The sequence below is a fragment of the Variovorax sp. GW823-FHT04F07 genome, assembly GCF_058795995.1.
Genome location: NZ_JBXAIG010000003.1, coordinates 141,418 through 159,667, shown reverse-complemented (window position 1 = coordinate 159,667; position 18,250 = coordinate 141,418). Strand labels below are relative to the sequence as shown.

Below are 18,250 nucleotides of genomic sequence, written 5' to 3'. Positions count from 1 at the left end.
ATCTATCGTCCGGCCGCCTATTCAAAAAGCAGTCCACCGAGGCTGCATGCCGGAGACAAATCCATGCGCACACCGCGCCCTGCCTCGAAGTTTCGTGTCGTCGTTTCGTTGATCGGTATCTCGCTGGTCCTGGCCGCCTGCGGTGGCGGGAGCGGGGGAGGGGGAAGCCCCGGCTTCTTCCTGCCGACCCCGCCGCCCGCCAGCGGCAACACCCCGCCGGCCGAGGAGCCGCCAGGCACAGTGCCCCCGCCCGTGCTGCCCGTCGTGGCCTGCGCCGACCTGGCTGGCAAGAGCCTGCCCGCCGCGCTCATCAGCCTGCCCACGCAGGGCGCCACCGTCACCAGCGCCACGCCCGTGGCCGCGGGCGACGCGGGCAACACGCTGGGCGATTACTGCCGCGTGCGCGGCACCATCGCGCCGGTGGACCCGGCCTCGCAGCTCATCCACTTCGCGGTCAACCTGCCCGAGCAGTGGAACCAGAAGACCATCCACTTTGGCGGCGGTGGCTTCGACGGCGTGCTCATCGACGGCACCGAGGTCATCCGCTTCGGCCCCGCCGGCAAGCCCGCGCCGCTGGCGCTGGGCTACGCCACCTACGGCGACGACTCGGGCCACCAGTCGAGCAGCATCACCGACGGCAAGTTCGCGGCCAACGACGAACAACTGGCCAACTACGGCGGCCAGTCGCTCAAGAAGACGCGCGACGTGGCGCAGGCGCTGGTGTTCGCGCGTTACGCAGTCAAGCCCAGGCACGCCTACTTCCTCGGCACCTCGACCGGCGGGCGCGACGCGCTGAGCTACATCCAGCGCTGGCCGCAGGACTACGACGGCGTGATCGCCAACGAGCCGGCGCTCAACTACACCGGCACGCGCCTGTCGAACGTGGCGGTAGGCCGCGCGCTGTACAACGACGGCGGCAAGGGCTGGCTCAACCTGACGGAGACGCTGCTGGTGCAGAAGGCCGCGATGCAGGCCTGCGACAAGCTCGACGGCGCGATCGACAACATCGTGAGCAATGTGGAGAGCTGCCGCCAGCTCAACACGCAGATCCTCGCGTCGCTGCGCTGCCCCAACGGCGCGGACACGGCGGACACCTGCCTGTCGGACGCGCAGATCGACACGGTGCACGCCATCGAATCGCCGCTGGAGTTCACGACGTACTCGCTGGCCAACGGCGTGAAGCGCGCGGGTGGCTACAACCTCCTCGAAGGCGCGCTGGTGGCCGGCCCGTACACCACGCGCGACCTCGGCACGCGCAAGGCGCCGGGCAACCCCGCCACCTCGGCCGACGCCAACATGTACGTCACGGGCGACCAGTGGGTGAAGTTCTTCGTCACGCGCGATGCCGGTTTCAACACGCTCACCTTCGATCCGCAGAACCCCGGTGCGTACACGGCGCGCGTGACCGAGGTCTCGAAGCTCACCGACGCGACCGACCCGAACCTCGCGCCCTTCTTCGCGCGCGGCGGCAAGCTGATCATGTTGCACGGCCTGGCCGACGAGGTGATCAGCCCCAACTCGACCATCGACTACTACCGGCAGCTCGTCGCCACGCTGGGCCAGGCCGCGGTCACGCAGAACGTGCGCTTCTACACCGTGCCCGGCATGGGCCACGGCACCGGCAGCTTCATTCCCAACTGGGACTCGCTCGCGGCGCTCGAAGGCTGGGTCGAGAGCGGCCTCGCGCCCGCCACGCCGGTCGCGGTGGACGCCGTGCCCGGCAGCTACGGCCGCACGCGCCCGCTGTGCCAGTTTCCGTCGTGGCCCAAGTACCGCGGCAGCGGCAGCCTCGATGCGGCCGTCAACTACAGCTGCGTGACCGAGGTCGGCGACCCGCTCGCTTGCCCGAACCTGCCGGCGAGCGCGACGCGCTACAAAGGCGGCAACAGCTTCGGCGAGGAACTGCAGGTGCAGATCGATCCGGCCACCATGGCCTACACCGTGACCATCGATGCGAGCCACGAACCCACGCGGGTCGGCACGCAGCGCAGCGGCTCGTTGGTGTCGCAGGGCAGCTGCAGCTACGCGAGCGGCGAGAGCGGGGCGGTGTTCAGCTTCGGCGCCGGCGGCGTGCTGCTGGGCGGCGTGAACCCGCCGAGCGGCAGCGGCTTCTCGCCGTTGGTGGCGTTCCAGAACACCTTCCAGAATGTGTCGCCGTCGACGGACTTCCGCTCGGTCTCGCTGATCTTCAATGCGGCCGGCGTGGAACAGCTCGGCGCGGGCACCACAGCGGCGTTCTCGTCGGCAGGGCGGCTGCGCAATGCGGGCACCTTCCAGTTCTGCCGCAGCCCGGCGTCGAACAGCTTCATGACCTACGACCAGACCTGCAAGAACACCGAGAAGGGCTACCTCAGCTACAGCACGGCGCGCGGTGCCTTCGACATGTACACGACCTCGACTTCGTCGAGCGGCACCGCCGAGACCACCGGCGGCACGCTCACCGGCTCGGTGGTGATCGGGCTGGTCAACGGCGTGTCCACGCCGCTGTACCTGCGCCGCGTGGCCACTGCCGTGCCGGCGGCCGACACCTCCAGCGGCGCGGCCACCGTCATCCAGCCGGGCCTGCGCTTGCTCGCGGTGCAGCAGACGCTGATGCCCGGCGCGGCCGATGGCAGCTACGCCATGGCCAGCGTGAAGGGCGAGAGCCGCGAGGCCACCGTGGTCGGCACGGCCTTCAACCTCGGCGGCGCGGCCACCACGCTGGGCTACGACACGCCGGTGCTCGGCGTGGCGCAGGCCGGCGCCGGCCGGCCGGGCCACCTCATCTTCAACAGCGGCGTCGTGGCCTTCGTCTCCACCGACGGGGCGAACGCGACGCTGGACCTCGGAGTACGCCATTGAAAAAATACCTCTCGCAACTCGCCGCCTTCGCTTGGCTGGGTGCCGCGCCGCTGCTGTCCGCGCACGCGGCACCCGCCACCGCGCCGAAGCCCACGGCCTGCCCGTCGCCCGTGCCGGAGAGCGCGCGCTGCTACACCGGTGAAGACGGCGCGGGGTCGTTCTACTGGATCGCCATTCCGAAAGACTGGCAGCGCGGCGTGCTCGTGATGCACGCGCACGGCGGCCCTGAAACCGGCGCGCCCAAGCTCGCGCGCAGCGAGGAAGACCTCAAGCGCTGGGCCGTCACCGTGAAAGCCGGCTATGCCTGGGCCGGCTCCACCTACCGGCGCGGTGGCTACGGCGTGACGATGGCAGCCGAAGACACCGAGCGGCTGCGCCAGATCGTCGTGCGCCACTTCGGCACGCCCCAACGCACGCTGCTGCATGGGCAGAGCTACGGCGCGGGCGTGGCGGCGAAGGCGGCCGAACTCTATGCGCCGGTGGGCGATGCGAAGTCGCCGTACGACGGCCTGCTGCTCACCAGCGGCGTGCTCGGTGGCGGCAACAGCGCCTACGACTTCCGGCTCGACCTGCGCGTGGTGTACCAGTACGTCTGCCGCAACCACCCCAAGCCCGACGAGCCGCAGTACCCGCTGTGGATGGGTCTGCCGATGGACGCGAAGCTCACGCGCGCGGACCTCGCGGCGCGCGTCAAGGACTGCACCGGCGTCGGCACGCCGGCCGCGCAGCGCACGCCCGAGCAGGCGGCGCGGCTGAAGACGATTCTCTCGGTCGTGAAGATTCCCGAACGCTCGCTCGTCGGCCACCTCAACTGGGCGACGTGGCTGTTCCAGGACCTCGTGCAGCAGCGCCTGCAGGGCCGCAACCCCTTCGGCAACATCGGCGTGGTCTACAGCGGCTCGAGCGACGATGCGGCGCTCAATGCCGGCGTGCTGCGCTACGCGGCCGACCCGCAGGCCCGGGGCGCGCTCGCGGCCGACAGCCAGCCCACCGGCCGCACTTCGCTGCCCACCGTGGGCCTGCATGCCATCGACGACCCGACGGCGTTCGTCGAACTCGAGAACGCCTACCGCCGCATCCGCGACGCGGCCGGCACCGGCGGGAACCTGGTGCAGAGCTTCAGCGCCGAGCGCGAGCACAGCTACCTCAGCGACTCGGAATACCCCGCACTCTTCGGCGCGCTGCTCGACTGGATCGACAAGGGCGAGAAGCCCACGCCGCAGAGCCTGGCGCAGCGCTGTGCTTCGCTCATGCCGCGCTACGACACCGACGGAAAGAACGGCTGCCACATCCAGCCTGAGTGGCAACCCCCGACGCTCGAAAGCCGCGTGCCTTCACGCGCGCCCTGATTTTTCTTTTGACCTTGACGGAGACTTCCATGAAAAAAATGTTCGCCCTCGCGGCGATGGCCCTGGCTGTGTGCGCCCACGCGCAGGACTTTCCCGCGGGCAAACCCGTGACCATCGTCGTTCCCTTCGCGGCCGGCGGCCCGACCGACCGCGTCGCGCGCGACCTCGCCGAGGCACTGCGCAAGCCGCTGGGCGGCGCCAGCGTCATCATCGACAACGTGCCCGGCGCGGGCAGCTCCATCGGCGCGGCCAAGGTGGCGCGCGCCAACCCCGATGGCTACACGCTGCTGCTCAACCACATCGCGATGGCGACCGTGCCGACGCTGGTGCGCAACGTGCCGTTCAAGGTCGAGACCGACTTCGAGTACCTGGGCATCGTCAACGACGTGCCCATGACGCTCATCGCCAAACCCAGCCTTCCGGCCACCAACTACAAGGAACTGACCGCCTGGATCGCCGCCAACAAGGGAAAGATCAACCTGGGCAACGCGGGCATCGGCTCGGCCTCGCACCTGTGCGGCCTGCTCTACCAGAGCGCCACGAAGACCGAGATGACGCCCGTGCCCTACAAGGGCACGGCGCCTGCCATCACCGACCTGATCGGCGGCCAGATCGATCTGCTGTGCGACCAGAGCACCAACACCTCGCCGCAGATCGAAGCGAAGAAGGTCAAGGCCTACGCCGTGACCACGCCCAAGCGCCTGACCACGCCGCTCTTGAAAGACCTGCCCACGCTCGACGAGGCCGGCCTGAAGAACTTCCAGGTGACGATTTGGCACGGCCTGTACGCGCCCAAGGGCACGCCCGCACCGGTGCTCAAGAAGATCAGCGATGCGCTGAAGGCGGCACTGAAAGATGCGGACTTCATCAAGCGCGAAGAAGCGCTGGGCGCCGTGGTCGCCACCGACGGCCGCATCGAGCCCGAGGGCCACAAGAAGTTCGTGGCGGCGGAGATTGCGAAGTGGAGCCCGATCATCAAGGCGGCGGGGGTGTACGCGGACTGAGTTTGTCGGCCGCGCGCATCGCGCTCAGAGCCCGTGGATGGCAACGGTGGCCCAGAAGGCGACCCACACGCCGATCAGCCCCAGCAGCGCCATGACGGTGACGTAGGCGATGAAGTACGTCACGCGCCTTGCGATGCTGGGGGTGGCTGGAACCCGCCACCAGTAGATCAAGCCAGCCCACAACAGCAGGGCGCAGGCGACGAGGGCTACACCGGTCCCCGTCAATGCCAGGACCTGGCGTCGCGCCAGGCCGGTGAGAAGGACGTTGAGGACCGGGATCGAAACGGCCCACGTGAGCACGCTCAGCATGAATCGGATCGCCATGCTTGCTGTGTTGGCTGAGTTCTGTGCTGTCATTTTTTTCTCTCCCTGTCGGACCGTTGTGGCCTCCTCAAAATCATAGGGAGCGCATGTCTCATGCACACGCAGCAGGTCACGCGGAAATCAGCAATGACCGTGACGCAAGTAACTCGCGCGCCGCTGCAATCGCAAACTGATCGCGAGCCCTCACCCCAACCGCATCGACAACTCCACGTCACCGCCGAACGGCACCGACAGATACCCGCTGTCAGCCGAGCGCACGCGCGCCAGGTACTCCGGGCTGTGGTCGGCGTTGTCCGCCACGATCAGCGCGCCCGGCCGCAGGCGTGACTCGAGCAGCGCCAGCACGTCGGGGTAGAGCGCCTTCGCGCCATCGAGCAGCAGCAGGTCGATAGAGACGGGCAGGTCGACGGCCAGCGTCTGCAGCGCATCGCCTTCGCGGATATCGACCAGGTCGGCCACGCCGCCTTCGGCCAGGTGCGCGCGGGCCCTGGCGACCTTCGAGGGTTCGAACTCGCTGCCGATCAGGCGGCCGCCGCCGTTGTCGCGCAGCGCCGCGGCCATGTACAGGGTGGACAGGCCGAAGGAGGTGCCGAACTCCACGATGTGACGCGCGTTCGTGCTGCGCGCCAGCTGGTACAGCAGCACGCCGGTCTCGCGCGACACCGGCAGCCACACATCCTTGAGCCGGCTGTAGAGCGCGATGTACCCGGTCTTGCTGTGCATCAGCCGATGGCGTTCCTCCGGACTCACGTCGGCAATGGCCGGGCTGGTGGCCGCGCTGGCCTCCTGGAACAGGCGGTCCAGCAAGGGCGCGAGGGGTGCGGTGGTCAAGGTGGTCACGGGGTTCTTTCGTGTGAAAAGCAGATGGGAAATACTATGAAGAACCCTTCATGTTTTCCATTCGCGTTCCGCCACGCTCCCATGACCGACCGCCCTAGCCCCTCGATCTCCTCTCGCAGGCAGCCCAAGCAGGCGCGCTCGGCCGACCTTCTTGGGGCCATTCTTCAGGCAGCCATTCAGGTTTTGGCGAAAGAGGGCGTGCGCCGCTTCACGACGACGCGCGTCGCCGAGCGCGCGGGCGTGAGCGTGGGGTCGGTGTACCAGTACTTCCCGAACAAGGCGTCGATCCTGTTCCGCTTGCAGAGCGATGAATGGCGGCAGACCACAGAGTTGATGCGCGGCATCCTCGGGGACACGCAGCGTCCCGCGCTGGAGCGCCTGCGCCTGCTGACGCACGCGTTCGTCCGCTCCGAATGCGAAGAGGCCGATGTGCGAACGGCGCTCGGCGACGCCGCGCCGTTCTACCGCGACGCACCCGAGGCACAGGAGGTGCGCGCCGCCGGCGACGAGATCGTCCGCGTGTTCATGCAGGAGGCGCTGCCAGCGGCCTCCGACGCCACGCGCGCGATGGCAGGCGACCTGATCGTGGCGACGCTCAGCGCCGTGGGGAAAGAGTTTTCGGAGCGCCCCCGCACCGACGCCGAGATCGAGGCCTGGGCGGGCGCGATGGCCGACATGTTCTGCGTCTACATGGACAGCCTGGCCTCGCGCTGAGCCTTCAGTGCCGCCATGCGGGGCGGCCCGCCCCCGGCAAGGTCTTCAGCCGCCCCTCAGAACGTGCCAGGCAACAGGATGTCCGACTTCACATCGTCGATCTGCGTGCGACCGCAGAAGGCCATCGTGATGTCCAGTTCCTTGTGGATGATCTGCAGCGCGCGCGTCACGCCTTCCTGGCCGTAGGCGCCCAGGCCGTACAGGAAGCTGCGGCCGATCAGCGTGCCGCGCGCGCCCAGGGCGCGGGCCTTGAGCACGTCCTGGCCGCTGCGCACGCCGCCGTCCATCCACACCTCGATCTGGCTGCCCACGGCATCGGCGATGGCCGGCAGCGCGGCGATGGAGGAGGGCGCACCATCGAGCTGGCGCCCGCCATGGTTCGAGACGATGAGCGCGTCGGCGCCGCTGGCCACGGCCAGGCGTGCATCTTCCTCGTCCATGATGCCCTTGAGGATCAGCTTGCCGCCCCAGCGCTTCTTGATCCATTCGACGTCCGCCCAGCTCAGGGCAGGGTCGAACTGTTCGGCGGTCCACGACGACAGCGACGACAGGTCTTTCACGCCCTTGGCGTGGCCGGCGATGTTGCCGAAGGTGCGGCGCTTCGTGCCAAGCATGCCCATGCACCAGCGCGGCTTGGTGGCCAGGTTGATGAGGTTCTTGATGGTGGGCTTGGGCGGCGTCGACAGGCCGTTCTTGATGTCCTTGTGGCGCTGGCCGAGGATCTGCAGGTCGAGCGTGAGCTGTAGCGCCGACACGTTGGCGGCCTTGGCGCGGTCGATCAGGCGTTCGATGAAGTCACGGTCCTTCATCACGTAGAGCTGGAACCAGAAGGGGTGGCGGTCGGTGTTCTCGGCAATGTCTTCCAGCGAGCAGATGCTCATGGTCGAGAGCGTGAACGGAATGCCGAAGGCCTTGGCCGCGCGCGCGCCCAAAATTTCGCCGTCGGCGTGCTGCATGCCGGTCAGGCCCGTGGGCGCGATGGCCACGGGCATGGCCACTTCCTGGCCGATCATGGTGGTGCGGGTGGAGCGGCCCTCCATGTTCACGGCCACGCGCTGGCGCAGCTTGATCTTCTGGAAGTCGCTCTCGTTGGCGCGGTAGGTGCCCTCGGTCCAGGCGCCGGAGTCGGCGTAGTCGTAGAACATCTTCGGCACGCGCCGCTGGGCGATCGCCCGCAGGTCTTCGATGCAGGTGATCTTGGAAAGGTCGGGCACGGGGGAGTCTCCTGGCTGGTGTTATGGGGGTCGCGGCGGGCTGCAGCCTGTACGGGCCACGGCAGCGCCGGGGGTCGAGTCTGCAGGGGAAATGCGCCGGCGACCTGAAAAAAGCCCGCACCCCGTCTGAAAATTATTCAGCCCGGCTCGCGCAGCGCCTGGCGCAGCCATTCGACGAAGGTGGCGCATTCCCAGCGCTCCATGGTGCCGGGGCGCCAGCACAGGAAGTAGGCGTTGGGCGAGGGCGCGCTGTGCGGCGACAGGCGCACCAGCCGGCCGTTGTCCAGCCAGGCGCGGCCCAGCCGCAGGTGCATGAGCACCACGCCGAAGTCTTCGGCGGCCGCATCGAGCGCCAGCCCCAGGTCGTTGAACTGGTGGCCCACGGCCGGCTCGGGCAGGCCGATGCCGCAGGCCTTGAACCAGATGCGCCACGACTCCAGCGGCGTGCGCAGCATCTGCACGCGCGCCACCTCGGCGTCGGTCGAGAAGTGCTGCTCGAAGGGGCCGTGGCGCGCCAGGTAGGCCGGGCTGCACACCGGCGAGACGTCGTCGGCCAGCAGCTGGCAGAACTCGCGGTCGTGGAACGGGCCGGTGCCGAAGCGCAGCTCGATGTCGGCGTCCTCGGCCGTGAAGTTGCGCACCGGCATGGTCACCTGCAGCATCAGCTCGATGGTCGGGTAGGCGTCGCGGAACTCGGCCAGCCGGGGCAGCAGCATCTGGCGCGAGAAGGTGGGCGTGACCGCCACGCGCAGCCGCCGCACCTGCGACGCGGGCTCGCGCCCCGGCACCTGCTGCAGCGCCGCGATGGCCTCGCGCACGCGCGCTAGGTAGGCCACGCCGTCGGCGCTCAGGCCGAAGTCGTTGCCCGTGAAGAGCTTGAGCTCGAGCTGCGTCTCGAGCTGGCGGATGCGGTGGCTGACCGCGCTGGGCGTGACGCTGAGCTCCTCGGCCGCCACGTTCACGCTGCGTAGCCGCGCGACGGCCTCGAAGGCCTGCAGGCCCTGGGTCGAGGGGAGTCGCGTCGATGCCATGTGTTTTTGAAAGGGAGTGAGCGATGCGATGTTATCGAAGGGCGACCAGCGCATCGAGCAGCCGCCGCAGGTCGTCGACCGCCTCGCGCGCCAGCGCCGCATCGCCCATCTGCGCCTTGACGATGGCGCCGTCGACCCCGAGCGCGGCCGCCTGCGCAACGGCCATGCGCTGCGGGCCGTCGGGCAGCAGGCCGGCGATCACCTCGACCATCTCGCGCTTGTGCTCGCGCGCGATGTCGGCGGCGCCGGCCACGCTGGCGCCCACCTCCACCACCGAGTTGATGAAGGCACAGCCCCGAAACAGCGGGTCGGCGAACCACTCGGCCATCACGTCGGCCAGCACCGGCAGCGCCTGCCCCAGCGCGATGCGTTGCTGCGCGTCGCGCCGGCCCAGCGCATCGACGAACCAGGCCATCCACACGCCATGCCGGTGGTCGAGAAAGGCGCGCACCAGGTCGTCCTTCGAGGGGAAGTGCCGGTAGAAGGTGACCTTGGTGACGCCCGACGCGGCGATCACGCGGTCGATGCCGGTGGCGCGGATGCCGTCGGCATAGAAGAGCTCGTGCGCCGTGAGCAGGATGCGCTCGCGCGCGGGCAGTGCAGAGATGTCCATGCGGCGATTGTAGGCATGTAGACAGGTCTGTCTACTCGTGGCACATTGCGGGCCTTCATCACTTCATTTCTTGACTGAAAGACCGCCATGGAATCCCGCCCGCCGCTGCCGCCCTTCACCCTTGAATCCGCCCTCCAGAAAGTCCAGGCCGCGGAAGACGCCTGGAACTCGCGCGACCCCGCGCGCGTGAGCCTGGCCTACACGCCCGACACCGAATGGCGCAACCGCGCCGACTTCGTCAATGGCCGCGAGCAGGTGGTGGAATTCCTCACCCGCAAGTGGGAGCGCGAGCACGACTACCGCCTGAGGAAGCAGCTATGGGCCTTCATGGACAACCGCATCGCGGTGCGCTTCGAGTACGAATGGCACGACGCCGCGGGCCAGTGGTTCCGCAGCCACGGCAATGAGAACTGGGAGTTTGCGGAGAACGGGTTGATGCGCAAGCGCTACGCCAGCATCAACGACCAGTCCATTGCGGAGTCGGAGCGCAAGTTCCGCTGGGAGCGCTGAGGCGGAGGGTGCGGCAACGGGCATGCCTGTTGCTTGCCCTGTCGCATCCCTTCATACCCAGGAGCCAAGCCGCATGAACCGCAACGACGTCACCGAGAAGATCATCACCGTGAAGGTGTCCAAGGGCATCCAGTGGGCCGACGTGGCCAAAAAGGTCGGCTTGTCGAAAGAGTGGACCACCGCGGCCTGCCTCGGCCAGATGACGCTCGACGACAAGCAGGCCAAGGTCCTCGGCAAGATCTTCGGCCTCACGCCCGAGGAGCAGAAGTGGCTCCAGGTCGTGCCCTACAAGGGCTCGCTGCCCACGCCGGTGCCGACCGACCCGCTGATCTACCGCTGGTACGAGGTGGTGAGCGTGTACGGCACCACCATCAAGGAGCTGATCCATGAAGAGTTCGGCGACGGCATCATGAGTGCCATCGACTTCAGCATGGACATCCAGCGCCAGCCCGACCCGAAGGGCGACCGCGTCAACGTGGTGCTGTCGGGCAAGTTCCTGCCGTACAAGAGCTACTGACGTTCGGCGCTCAGTCAGTACACCGGTGCCGCCGGCTTCGGCCGCGGCGTCGGGGCCGGGCGCCAGCCGGGGCCCGCCATGCCGTAGCGTGCGCCCTCGATCGCGCCGCCAATGGCACGCGCCACGCCGTCGACCGGTGTCGTCAGCCGCCGCCGCGTGCGCATGCGCTCGAAGGCGTAGCTGTCGGCGATGCGCTCGGCCAGCGGGTCGGCGGCCTCGGCCACGTCGGGGCTCACCAGCGAGACGTGCACGCGCCCCGCGTGTTCCCGCCGCAGCCCTTCGGAAATCGCCTGCACCGCGTACTGCGTGCCGTGGTACACGGCCGAGTCGGGCGTGGCGCCGCCCATGGCCACCGGCGCGACGTTGACGATGTGGCCCCAGCCCTGCTCCTGCATCGTGGGCAGCACGGCCGCTACGCCCAGCAGCATGCCGCGCAGGTTGACGTCGATCATCAGCTCCCACTCTTCGATCTTGCGCTGCCACAGCGGCGACAGCGGCATCACGCCGGCGGCGTTCACCAGCACGTCGATGCGGTCGTGCGTGTCGAGGGCGAACTCGGCAAAGGCCTCCATGTCGGGCCGGTGCGTCACGTCCAGCCGCCGGAAGCTCGCCGAGCCGCCGGTGGCATTGATCTCGGCCGCGAGCGCCGCGAGCCGTTCGGTGCGGCGCGCGCCGAGCACCACATGGGCGCCGCGCCGCGCGAGCCGCCGCGCCGTCGCCTCGCCGATGCCGCTGCTGGCGCCGGTGACGAGAACCACTGTGTCCTGGATTGCACTCATACAAAACTCCTCATGCGGGTCGATGCGCCACGGCGCGAAGGGTGCGCCGGGCATGCAGAGGAGTCTCGGGGCGAAGGGGCCGGAGGCGGTATCCGGATCGAACGAGGTTTTTGCCTGATCCTGCGAAATGCAGAAACAGGCGGGTCGTGCGCGGGGCCGCGTCAGGCGCGCCGGCCCAGCCGATTCCCCAACGCCAGCAGCCCCCATCCCGCCAGCCCGAAGGTCAGCGCGATGCCTGCGGCGTAGAGGGCCACGCCACCGTAGCCGCCCACGTGGGCAGGGTTGAGGAAAGGGTAGGGGTACCAGCCCGTGTGGCTGCCGCGCACCAGCGTGTAGACCAGGTAGGCCATCGGGAAGACCAGCGTCCACAGCAGCTGCCGGCCGCCGAGGCGCCTGCGCGGCGGCTGCAGCAGCCAGTCGAGCAGCACGACGCACGGCATCACGTGGTGCAGCAGCGTGTTGATCCACGGCCGCAGCGCGCCGAGGTCGACGTCGCGCAGCAGCAGCGAGAAGACGATGCCGACCACGACCATGTTCACGGCCGACAGGGCGCGCAGCCCTTCGTCGGGTCCCGTGGACGCCGGCCGCCAGAGGCGACGCGCCCCCAGCACCAGCACGATGGCCGCGAACAGGTTCGAGAGGTTGGTGAAAAAGCTGAAGAAGTTGACGACGTCGAAGCCCATGCGCACATGGATCGTCAGCTGCCAGCCGATCGCCACCAGGGTCAGCAGGCCGAAGAAGAGGCGCAGGGCGGACCAGGCCATGGGATGCCGGTCCTCAGGGCCTGCAGCTGCCGCCCATGGACACCGAGCCGTCCTTGCATTCGGTGAGGATGGGCTCGCCGCGCGATGCGGGCGCCGAGGTGGCGCTCGGGGCCGGCAAGGCCGCGCCGCCTTCGCGCTGGTAGACGATTTTCCTGGTGCCCAGCTCGCAGCTGCCCACCACCTGGCCGCTCGCCGTGGCGGCGGCATCGACGGTGACCACGCTGAAGTTCGTCACGCCCGACGCGGCGATCTTCGCCTCGATCTGGGCGCGCAGCGTTGCGCAGTTGCTCTGAGTGGGGCTCTGGGCATGGGCGCTGCCGGCGGCCATGAGCAGGGGCCAGGCGGCGGCAACAGCAAGCCAATGGCGTTTCATGAGGGGCCTGCCTTTCTTTCTTGCTTGCAGTGGGGGCGGGAGAAATCGGAGTCTAGTCGTGCACAAAGACCAACGGCCCGCCGCGCGAGCGACAGGCCGTTGGTGTGGGCACTTCCGGGCCTGGTCAGACCCGGGAGGCGCAACGCAGCGGGATCAGACCGCCGGTGCCAGCACCGCGTTCAGCGTGGCGCTCGGGCGCATCACGGCTTCGTACTTCTTCGGGTCGGCCAGGTAGTAGCCGCCGATGTCCACGGCCTTGCCCTGCACGGCGGCGAGTTCGTCGACGATCTTCTTCTCGTTGGCGGTGAGCGCCTCGGCCAGCTTCTTGAACTTGGCCTGCAGCTCCTTGTCCTCGGTCTGTGCGGCGAGTTCCTGGGCCCAGTACATGGCCAGGTAGAACTGGCTGCCGCGGTTGTCCAGCTGACCGGTCTTGGGCGACGGGTTCTTGTTGTTGTCCAGCAGCTGGCCGGTGGCGGCGTCGAGCGTCTTGGCCAGGATCTTGGCCTGCGCGTTGCCGGTCTTCAGGCCCAGGTCTTCCAGGCTCACGGCCAGCGCGAGGAATTCACCGAGCGAATCCCAGCGCAGGTGGTTTTCTTCCACCAGCTGCTGCACGTGCTTGGGGGCCGAGCCGCCCGCGCCGGTCTCGTACATGCCGCCGCCGGCCATGAGCGGCACGATCGACAGCATCTTGGCCGAGGTGCCCAGTTCCATGATGGGGAACAGGTCGGTGAGGTAGTCGCGCAGGATGTTGCCGGTGGCACTGATGGTGTCCAGGCCGCGCACGACGCGCTCCAGCGTGTAGCGCATGGCGCGCACCTGGCTCATGATCTGGATGTCCAGGCCCGTGGTGTCGTGCTCGTGCAGGTACATCTTGACCTTGGTGATCAGCTGCGCCTCGTGCGGGCGGTAGGCGTCGAGCCAGAACACCACCGGCATGCCGGAGTTGCGCGCGCGGTTCACGGCCAGCTTCACCCAGTCGCGGATCGCGGCGTCCTTGACCTGGCACATGCGCCAGATGTCGCCCTTCTCCACGTCTTCGCTCATCAGCACTTCGCCGGTGTCCAGGTCGGTGATGTTGGCCACGCCGTCTTCGGGGATCTCGAAGGTCTTGTCGTGCGAGCCGTACTCTTCGGCCTTCTGGGCCATGAGGCCGACGTTGGGCACGGTGCCCATGGTCTTGGGGTCGAAGGCGCCGTGCCACTTGCAGAAGTTGATGATCTCCTGGTAGATGCGGGCGAAGGTCGATTCGGGCATCACGGCCTTGACGTCCTTCAGGCGGCCGTCGGCGCCCCACATCTTGCCGCCGTTGCGGATCATGGCGGGCATCGAGGCGTCCACGATCACGTCGTTGGGCGAGTGGAAGTTGGTGATGCCCTTGGCCGAGTCGACCATGGCCAGCTCGGGGCGGCCTTCGTGGCAGGCGTGCAGGTCGCGCTTGATCTCGTCCTGCGTGCTCTGGGGCAGCGTGGCGATCTTGTTGTACAGGTCGACCATGCCGTTGTTGACGTTGATGCCCAGCTCGTCGAACAGCTTGCCGTGTTTCTCGAAGGCTTCCTTGTAGAAGATCTTCACGCAGTGGCCGAACACGATGGGGTGCGAGACCTTCATCATGGTGGCCTTCACGTGCAGCGAGAACATCACGCCGGTCTTGTGCGCGTCTTCGATTTCCTTTTCATAGAAGGCCAGCAGGGCCTTCTTGCTCATGAACATGGAGTCGATGATCTCGCGGTCGAGCAGCGCGACCTTGGGCTTGAGCACGATGGTCTTGCCGCTCTTGGTGAGCAGTTCCATCTTGACGTTGCGGGCGCGGTCCAGCGTCATGGACTTTTCGCCGTGATAGAAGTCGCCGCCGTGCATGTGCGAGACGTGCGAGCGCGAGGCCTGGCTCCACTCGGCCATGCTGTGCGGGTTCTTGCGGGCGTATTCCTTCACGGCGCGGGGCGCGCGGCGGTCGGAGTTGCCTTCGCGCAGCACGGGGTTCACGGCGCTGCCGGTGCACTTGTTGTAGCGCGTGCGGATGTCCTTGTCCTCGTCCGAGGTCGGGTTCTCCGGGTAGTCGGGGATCTTGTAGCCCTTGCCCTGCAGTTCCTTGATGGCCGACTTGAGCTGCGACACCGAGGCGCTGATGTTGGGCAGCTTGATGATGTTGGCTTCAGGCTTGAGCGTGAGCTTGCCCAGTTCGGCCAGGTTGTCGGGCACCTTCTGGTCGTCGCTCAGGAACTCGGGGAACTCGCCCAGGATGCGGGCGGCCACCGAGATGTCGCTCGTCGTCACGTTGATGCCGGCCGGAGCCGTGAAGGCGCGCACGATGGGCAGGAAGGCGTAGGTCGCCAGCAGGGGCGCCTCGTCGGTGAGGGTGTAGACGATGGTGGGTTGCTTCGTGCTCATGCGCTTGCTTCCGTAGGTTCTGGGTTGTCGAGAGGGCTGAAATTTCATTGGGCGAAATGGACTTTCGCCGGAGCCCCCCATTGTCGCCCGGTCGGGCCGCGTCGCGGCCGGAGAAACCCCGATGACCCCTCTGCCAGGGCTTCCCGCGATGGCTACCATTGCGCCCCATGAAAAAGCTGCCTCTTGCCGGGATCGTCGGTCTTCTCGCGTCGCTGCCGGCCGGCCCCGTGCTCGCTGCGCCCGCGGCGCAGGTCTTCGTGGCCGTCAAGACGCCCGAGGCCGTCGACGCCATGTGGCGCGCCCACCTGTGCGCCTTGCTGCCCCAGCCCTGCGATGCGCGGGCGCTGAAGCTGCACCGCCCGCGCGACGGCGGCGCGCCCGACGACTACCTGCTCACCTCGGAAAAGCCCCTGGCCATGGCGCGCCTGAAGCGCGACGCCGGCGCCGGTGGCTGGCAACTCGCGCAGCTGCACGATTTCTCGACCTACGTGGCCTCGCAGCAGCGCGACCGCCCCAGCACCGACCCCGAGCTGCACCTGGCCCTCGCGCCGGTGCTCTACCCGCTGGCCGAGGGCCGCTGGGCCGTGGCCGTGACCCAGCACGAATCGGAAAGCTATTCGGGCGGCGGCGCGTCCTATGTGACGGCCGACTTCGTGCCGCTGGACACGCCGCCCGGGCAGCGCGCCAAGGCCGCGCGCGAGAGCATCCCGTACTGGTGTTCGCGGTCGATCCGCGCCTGCTTCAGCGAGAAGGAATACAAGACCTCGAAGCACTGCCACGACGAAAGCCGCGGCAGCCTGCGCATCGCCTACGACGCGCCGGCGAAGGCCGGCGGTCCCTATGCGTGGCGCTACACCTGGCTGCAGAGCGAGTGGCCAGCGCACACGGGGCCGGCCGGCAACAAGCGCACCAGCGTCGACTTCACGGACGACAGCGCCCGGAAACCGACCGCCTGCGACGGCGGGCTGCAGTAAGCGGACAGCAGCGGATCAGTGCCGCGGCACCGTCACCGCACCCACGTGCAGCGTGCGTCCCGCGCCCAGCCCTGCCATGACCAGCACCACGCCCAGGCCGACGAACAGCCACGCCGAGGCGCGGAAGCTGCCGGTCCAGCCGTGCAGCAGCCCGGCCAGCAGGGGGCCGAAGGCCGCCACCATGTAGCCCACGCCCTGCGCCATGCCCGACAGGTGCGCGGCAATGTGCGAATCGGGCGAGCGCAGCACGATCATCGTGAGCGCCAGCGCGAAGGTGCCGCCCTGCGAGATGCCCAGCACCACGGCCCAGGTCCACATGCCGCCGGGGGCGTCCAGCGGCGCGAACAGCATGGCCAGCATGGCCGCCACCGTCATCGCCGAGAGCACCACCGCCAGCGCGCGCTGGTTGCGCAGCTTCACGGCCAGCGCCGGCACCACGAGGCAGGTCACGACCTGCGTCATGACCGACAGCGACACCACGTAGCCGGCCATTTCGCCGCTGAGCCCGCGCTCGCGCAGGATCGGCGCCAGCCAGCCCATCACGATGTACGCCAGGGCCGACTGCAGGCCCATGAAGAAGGTCACCTGCCAGGCCAGCCGGTCGCGCCACAGGCCGCGCACGGTGAAGCCCGACTCGCTGGCCACCGGCTTGAGCGGCAGCGCCTGCGGCGCCCAGATGAACGTGACCAGCGCGGCCGGCACGGCCCACATGGCGAGCGCCAGCGTCCAGCCGCCGCCCAGTGCGTGCTCCAGCGGCACCGTCAGGCCCGCGGCGCTGGCGGCGCCGCCGCACACGGCCATGGTGTACAGGCCCATCATCAGCGCGGCCTGCTTGGCGAAGTCGCGCTTCACCAGGCCCGAGAGCAGCACGTTCGACACCGCGATGCCGCTGCCCGCGATGGCCGAGGCCAGGAACAGCAGCGGGATGTTGCCGGTGCCGCGCAGCACCGTGCCCACGCCGATCAGCACCATGCAGCCCAGCAGCGTGCGCTCGGTGCCGAAGCGGCGCCCGAGCCAGGGCGCCATCGGCGCGAACACGCCCAGGCAGACGATCGGCAGCGTGGTCAGCAGGCTGGCCGCGGTGGCCGACAGGCCGGTGGCGCGGATGATTTCCGGCAGCACCACCGACAGGCTGGCGAACACCGGGCGCAGGTTGAAGGCGATGAGCACCACCGTCAGGCCCAGCAGCAGCTGGCGGCCCCGGCTGGGCGTCGGCGTGGGGCGCGGCGCGGGGAGGCTGTCGACTTCGGCGTCGATCAGCAGTTCTTCGGCGCCCGATGGCGCCGCCTGGGTGCGCGCAGCAACACCCGTGGGCAAGGTCATGGAGTTCATGCGGTGCCCAGTGCGAGCGCGTTGAGCGTCGGCGCCATCAGCTCGCGCACGGCGGCGGCGGCGCGCTCGGGGTCGCGGCTCGCGATGCCTTCGACGATGGCGCGGTGCGCCGCCTCGTCGGGCTCGGGCAGGCTGGCGCTCAGCGTGCTGGCGATGGTTTCCTTGATGTAGCCGGTGATGAAGCGGCAGGTCTCGACCAGCGCCAGGTTGCCCGACACATCGACGATGGCCAGGTGAAAGGCCAGGTCGCGCTCGATGAAGGCCGCGCCGCCGTCGGCCAGGTCGGGCTGGCCGCGCTTGTCGAGCAGGGCGTTCAGCCGGCGCAGGTCTTTCGCGGTGTGGCGTACGGCGGCGAGCCGGGCGGCCTCGACCTCGAGCGCGCGGCGCACCTCGAACTGGTCGCGCAGGCTGGCCAGGCGCAGCTTCTGCAGGCTGGCCGAGGGGTCGAAGCCTGAGCGCACGTACGTGCCCGAACCCTGCCGCACCTCGAGCAGGCCGCGCGACACCAGCGTCTTCACCGCCTCGCGCACCGTGCCGCGGCTCACGCCCAGCAGCTGCGCCAGCTGGGGCTCGATCGGAATGCGCGAGCCGATGGGCCAGCGGCCCGCCGCGATTTCGGTGCGGATGCTGTTCGCGGCGGCGTCGGCCAGGGAGGTGCGGGGCGGTTGGACGAGCATGGGATC

The 18,250-nt window shown here is 68.7% G+C and carries 18 protein-coding genes; 7 read left to right on the top strand and 11 right to left on the bottom strand.

The window, feature by feature from the left end; translation table 11 throughout:
• Positions 1 to 63: 63 nt before the first annotated feature.
• From AC1RAA_RS16015 to AC1RAA_RS16005, 3 genes are read left to right on the top strand one after another with little or no spacing between them, the layout of a single operon-like run.
• Positions 64 to 2,841, top strand: coding sequence for a tannase/feruloyl esterase family alpha/beta hydrolase (locus AC1RAA_RS16015; RefSeq protein WP_492731930.1), 2,778 nt, complete (start codon positions 64 to 66; stop codon positions 2,839 to 2,841).
• Complete coding sequence (locus AC1RAA_RS16010) at positions 2,838 to 4,190, top strand: alpha/beta hydrolase family protein (protein ID WP_492731932.1); 1,353 nt, start codon at positions 2,838 to 2,840, stop codon at positions 4,188 to 4,190. The genes AC1RAA_RS16015 and AC1RAA_RS16010 overlap by 4 nt, the downstream gene beginning before the upstream one ends.
• Before the next feature lie 29 nt (positions 4,191 to 4,219).
• On the top strand, positions 4,220 to 5,194 hold the full coding sequence (locus AC1RAA_RS16005) for a tripartite tricarboxylate transporter substrate-binding protein (RefSeq protein ID WP_492731934.1): 975 nt from the start codon (positions 4,220 to 4,222) through the stop codon (positions 5,192 to 5,194).
• A 24-nt stretch (positions 5,195 to 5,218) separates the two neighbouring features.
• Here AC1RAA_RS16005 and AC1RAA_RS16000 read toward each other — a convergent pair whose 3' ends face one another.
• The gene (locus AC1RAA_RS16000) at positions 5,219 to 5,551 is read right to left on the bottom strand and encodes a hypothetical protein (RefSeq protein ID WP_492731936.1); all 333 of its coding nucleotides are present in this window, start codon (positions 5,549 to 5,551) and stop codon (positions 5,219 to 5,221) included.
• Positions 5,552 to 5,701: 150 nt separating this feature from the next.
• The gene (locus AC1RAA_RS15995; RefSeq protein WP_492731938.1) at positions 5,702 to 6,358 is read right to left on the bottom strand and encodes an O-methyltransferase; all 657 of its coding nucleotides are present in this window, start codon (positions 6,356 to 6,358) and stop codon (positions 5,702 to 5,704) included.
• Positions 6,359 to 6,439: 81 nt separating this feature from the next.
• On the opposite strand from AC1RAA_RS15995, the gene AC1RAA_RS15990 reads away from it, so the two are divergent.
• The gene (locus AC1RAA_RS15990) at positions 6,440 to 7,072 is read left to right on the top strand and encodes a TetR/AcrR family transcriptional regulator (RefSeq protein WP_492731940.1); all 633 of its coding nucleotides are present in this window, start codon (positions 6,440 to 6,442) and stop codon (positions 7,070 to 7,072) included.
• Positions 7,073 to 7,128: 56 nt separating this feature from the next.
• Here the strand turns inward: AC1RAA_RS15990 and AC1RAA_RS15985 are convergent, their stop codons facing one another.
• The 3 genes from AC1RAA_RS15985 to AC1RAA_RS15975 form a co-directional block, all read right to left on the bottom strand.
• On the bottom strand, positions 7,129 to 8,286 hold the full coding sequence (locus tag AC1RAA_RS15985; RefSeq protein WP_062478017.1) for an alpha-hydroxy acid oxidase: 1,158 nt from the start codon (positions 8,284 to 8,286) through the stop codon (positions 7,129 to 7,131).
• Positions 8,287 to 8,423: 137 nt separating this feature from the next.
• Entirely contained in the window at positions 8,424 to 9,317 is an 894-nt protein-coding gene (locus tag AC1RAA_RS15980; protein WP_492731942.1) for a LysR substrate-binding domain-containing protein, read from the bottom strand.
• Positions 9,318 to 9,348: 31 nt separating this feature from the next.
• On the bottom strand, positions 9,349 to 9,930 hold the full coding sequence (locus AC1RAA_RS15975) for a TetR/AcrR family transcriptional regulator (protein WP_492731944.1): 582 nt from the start codon (positions 9,928 to 9,930) through the stop codon (positions 9,349 to 9,351).
• Between the two features lie 87 nt (positions 9,931 to 10,017).
• Between AC1RAA_RS15975 and AC1RAA_RS15970 the strand changes: the two genes are divergently transcribed.
• Both AC1RAA_RS15970 and cynS read left to right on the top strand, forming a co-directional pair.
• Positions 10,018 to 10,440, top strand: coding sequence for a nuclear transport factor 2 family protein (locus AC1RAA_RS15970; RefSeq protein WP_492731946.1), 423 nt, complete (start codon positions 10,018 to 10,020; stop codon positions 10,438 to 10,440).
• Positions 10,441 to 10,513: 73 nt separating this feature from the next.
• Positions 10,514 to 10,957: a cyanase gene (cynS, locus tag AC1RAA_RS15965; protein WP_492731948.1), complete on the top strand. Its 444-nt coding sequence runs from the start codon at positions 10,514 to 10,516 to the stop codon at positions 10,955 to 10,957.
• A gap of 14 nt (positions 10,958 to 10,971) precedes the next feature.
• Here the strand turns inward: cynS and AC1RAA_RS15960 are convergent, their stop codons facing one another.
• The 4 genes from AC1RAA_RS15960 to AC1RAA_RS15945 all read right to left on the bottom strand — a co-directional run bounded on the left by AC1RAA_RS15960 (position 10,972) and on the right by AC1RAA_RS15945 (position 15,261).
• Positions 10,972 to 11,736, bottom strand: a complete 765-nt coding sequence (locus AC1RAA_RS15960; protein ID WP_492731949.1) for an SDR family oxidoreductase — start codon at positions 11,734 to 11,736, stop codon at positions 10,972 to 10,974.
• Positions 11,737 to 11,897: 161 nt separating this feature from the next.
• Positions 11,898 to 12,500: a Pr6Pr family membrane protein gene (locus AC1RAA_RS15955; protein WP_492731951.1), complete on the bottom strand. Its 603-nt coding sequence runs from the start codon at positions 12,498 to 12,500 to the stop codon at positions 11,898 to 11,900.
• Positions 12,501 to 12,513: 13 nt separating this feature from the next.
• Positions 12,514 to 12,873: a DUF1161 domain-containing protein gene (locus AC1RAA_RS15950; protein ID WP_492731952.1), complete on the bottom strand. Its 360-nt coding sequence runs from the start codon at positions 12,871 to 12,873 to the stop codon at positions 12,514 to 12,516.
• A 153-nt stretch (positions 12,874 to 13,026) separates the two neighbouring features.
• Positions 13,027 to 15,261, bottom strand: a complete 2,235-nt coding sequence (locus tag AC1RAA_RS15945; RefSeq protein WP_095949616.1) for an NADP-dependent isocitrate dehydrogenase — start codon at positions 15,259 to 15,261, stop codon at positions 13,027 to 13,029.
• 167 nt (positions 15,262 to 15,428) lie between these two features.
• Here AC1RAA_RS15945 and AC1RAA_RS15940 point away from each other — a divergent pair, with 167 nt between their 5' ends.
• Positions 15,429 to 16,235, top strand: a complete 807-nt coding sequence (locus AC1RAA_RS15940; protein ID WP_492731954.1) for a hypothetical protein — start codon at positions 15,429 to 15,431, stop codon at positions 16,233 to 16,235.
• A 15-nt stretch (positions 16,236 to 16,250) separates the two neighbouring features.
• On the opposite strand, the gene AC1RAA_RS15935 is transcribed toward AC1RAA_RS15940, so the two are convergent.
• A complete protein-coding gene (locus tag AC1RAA_RS15935) occupies positions 16,251 to 17,567 on the bottom strand; it encodes a CynX/NimT family MFS transporter (protein WP_492731956.1) in 1,317 nt (438 codons plus the stop codon).
• Positions 17,564 to 18,244 carry a FadR/GntR family transcriptional regulator gene (locus AC1RAA_RS15930; RefSeq protein ID WP_095949614.1) on the bottom strand — a complete coding sequence of 227 codons (681 nt, stop codon included), beginning with the start codon at positions 18,242 to 18,244 and terminating at the stop codon, positions 17,564 to 17,566. The genes AC1RAA_RS15935 and AC1RAA_RS15930 overlap by 4 nt, the downstream gene beginning before the upstream one ends.
• Positions 18,245 to 18,250: the final 6 nt, after the last annotated feature.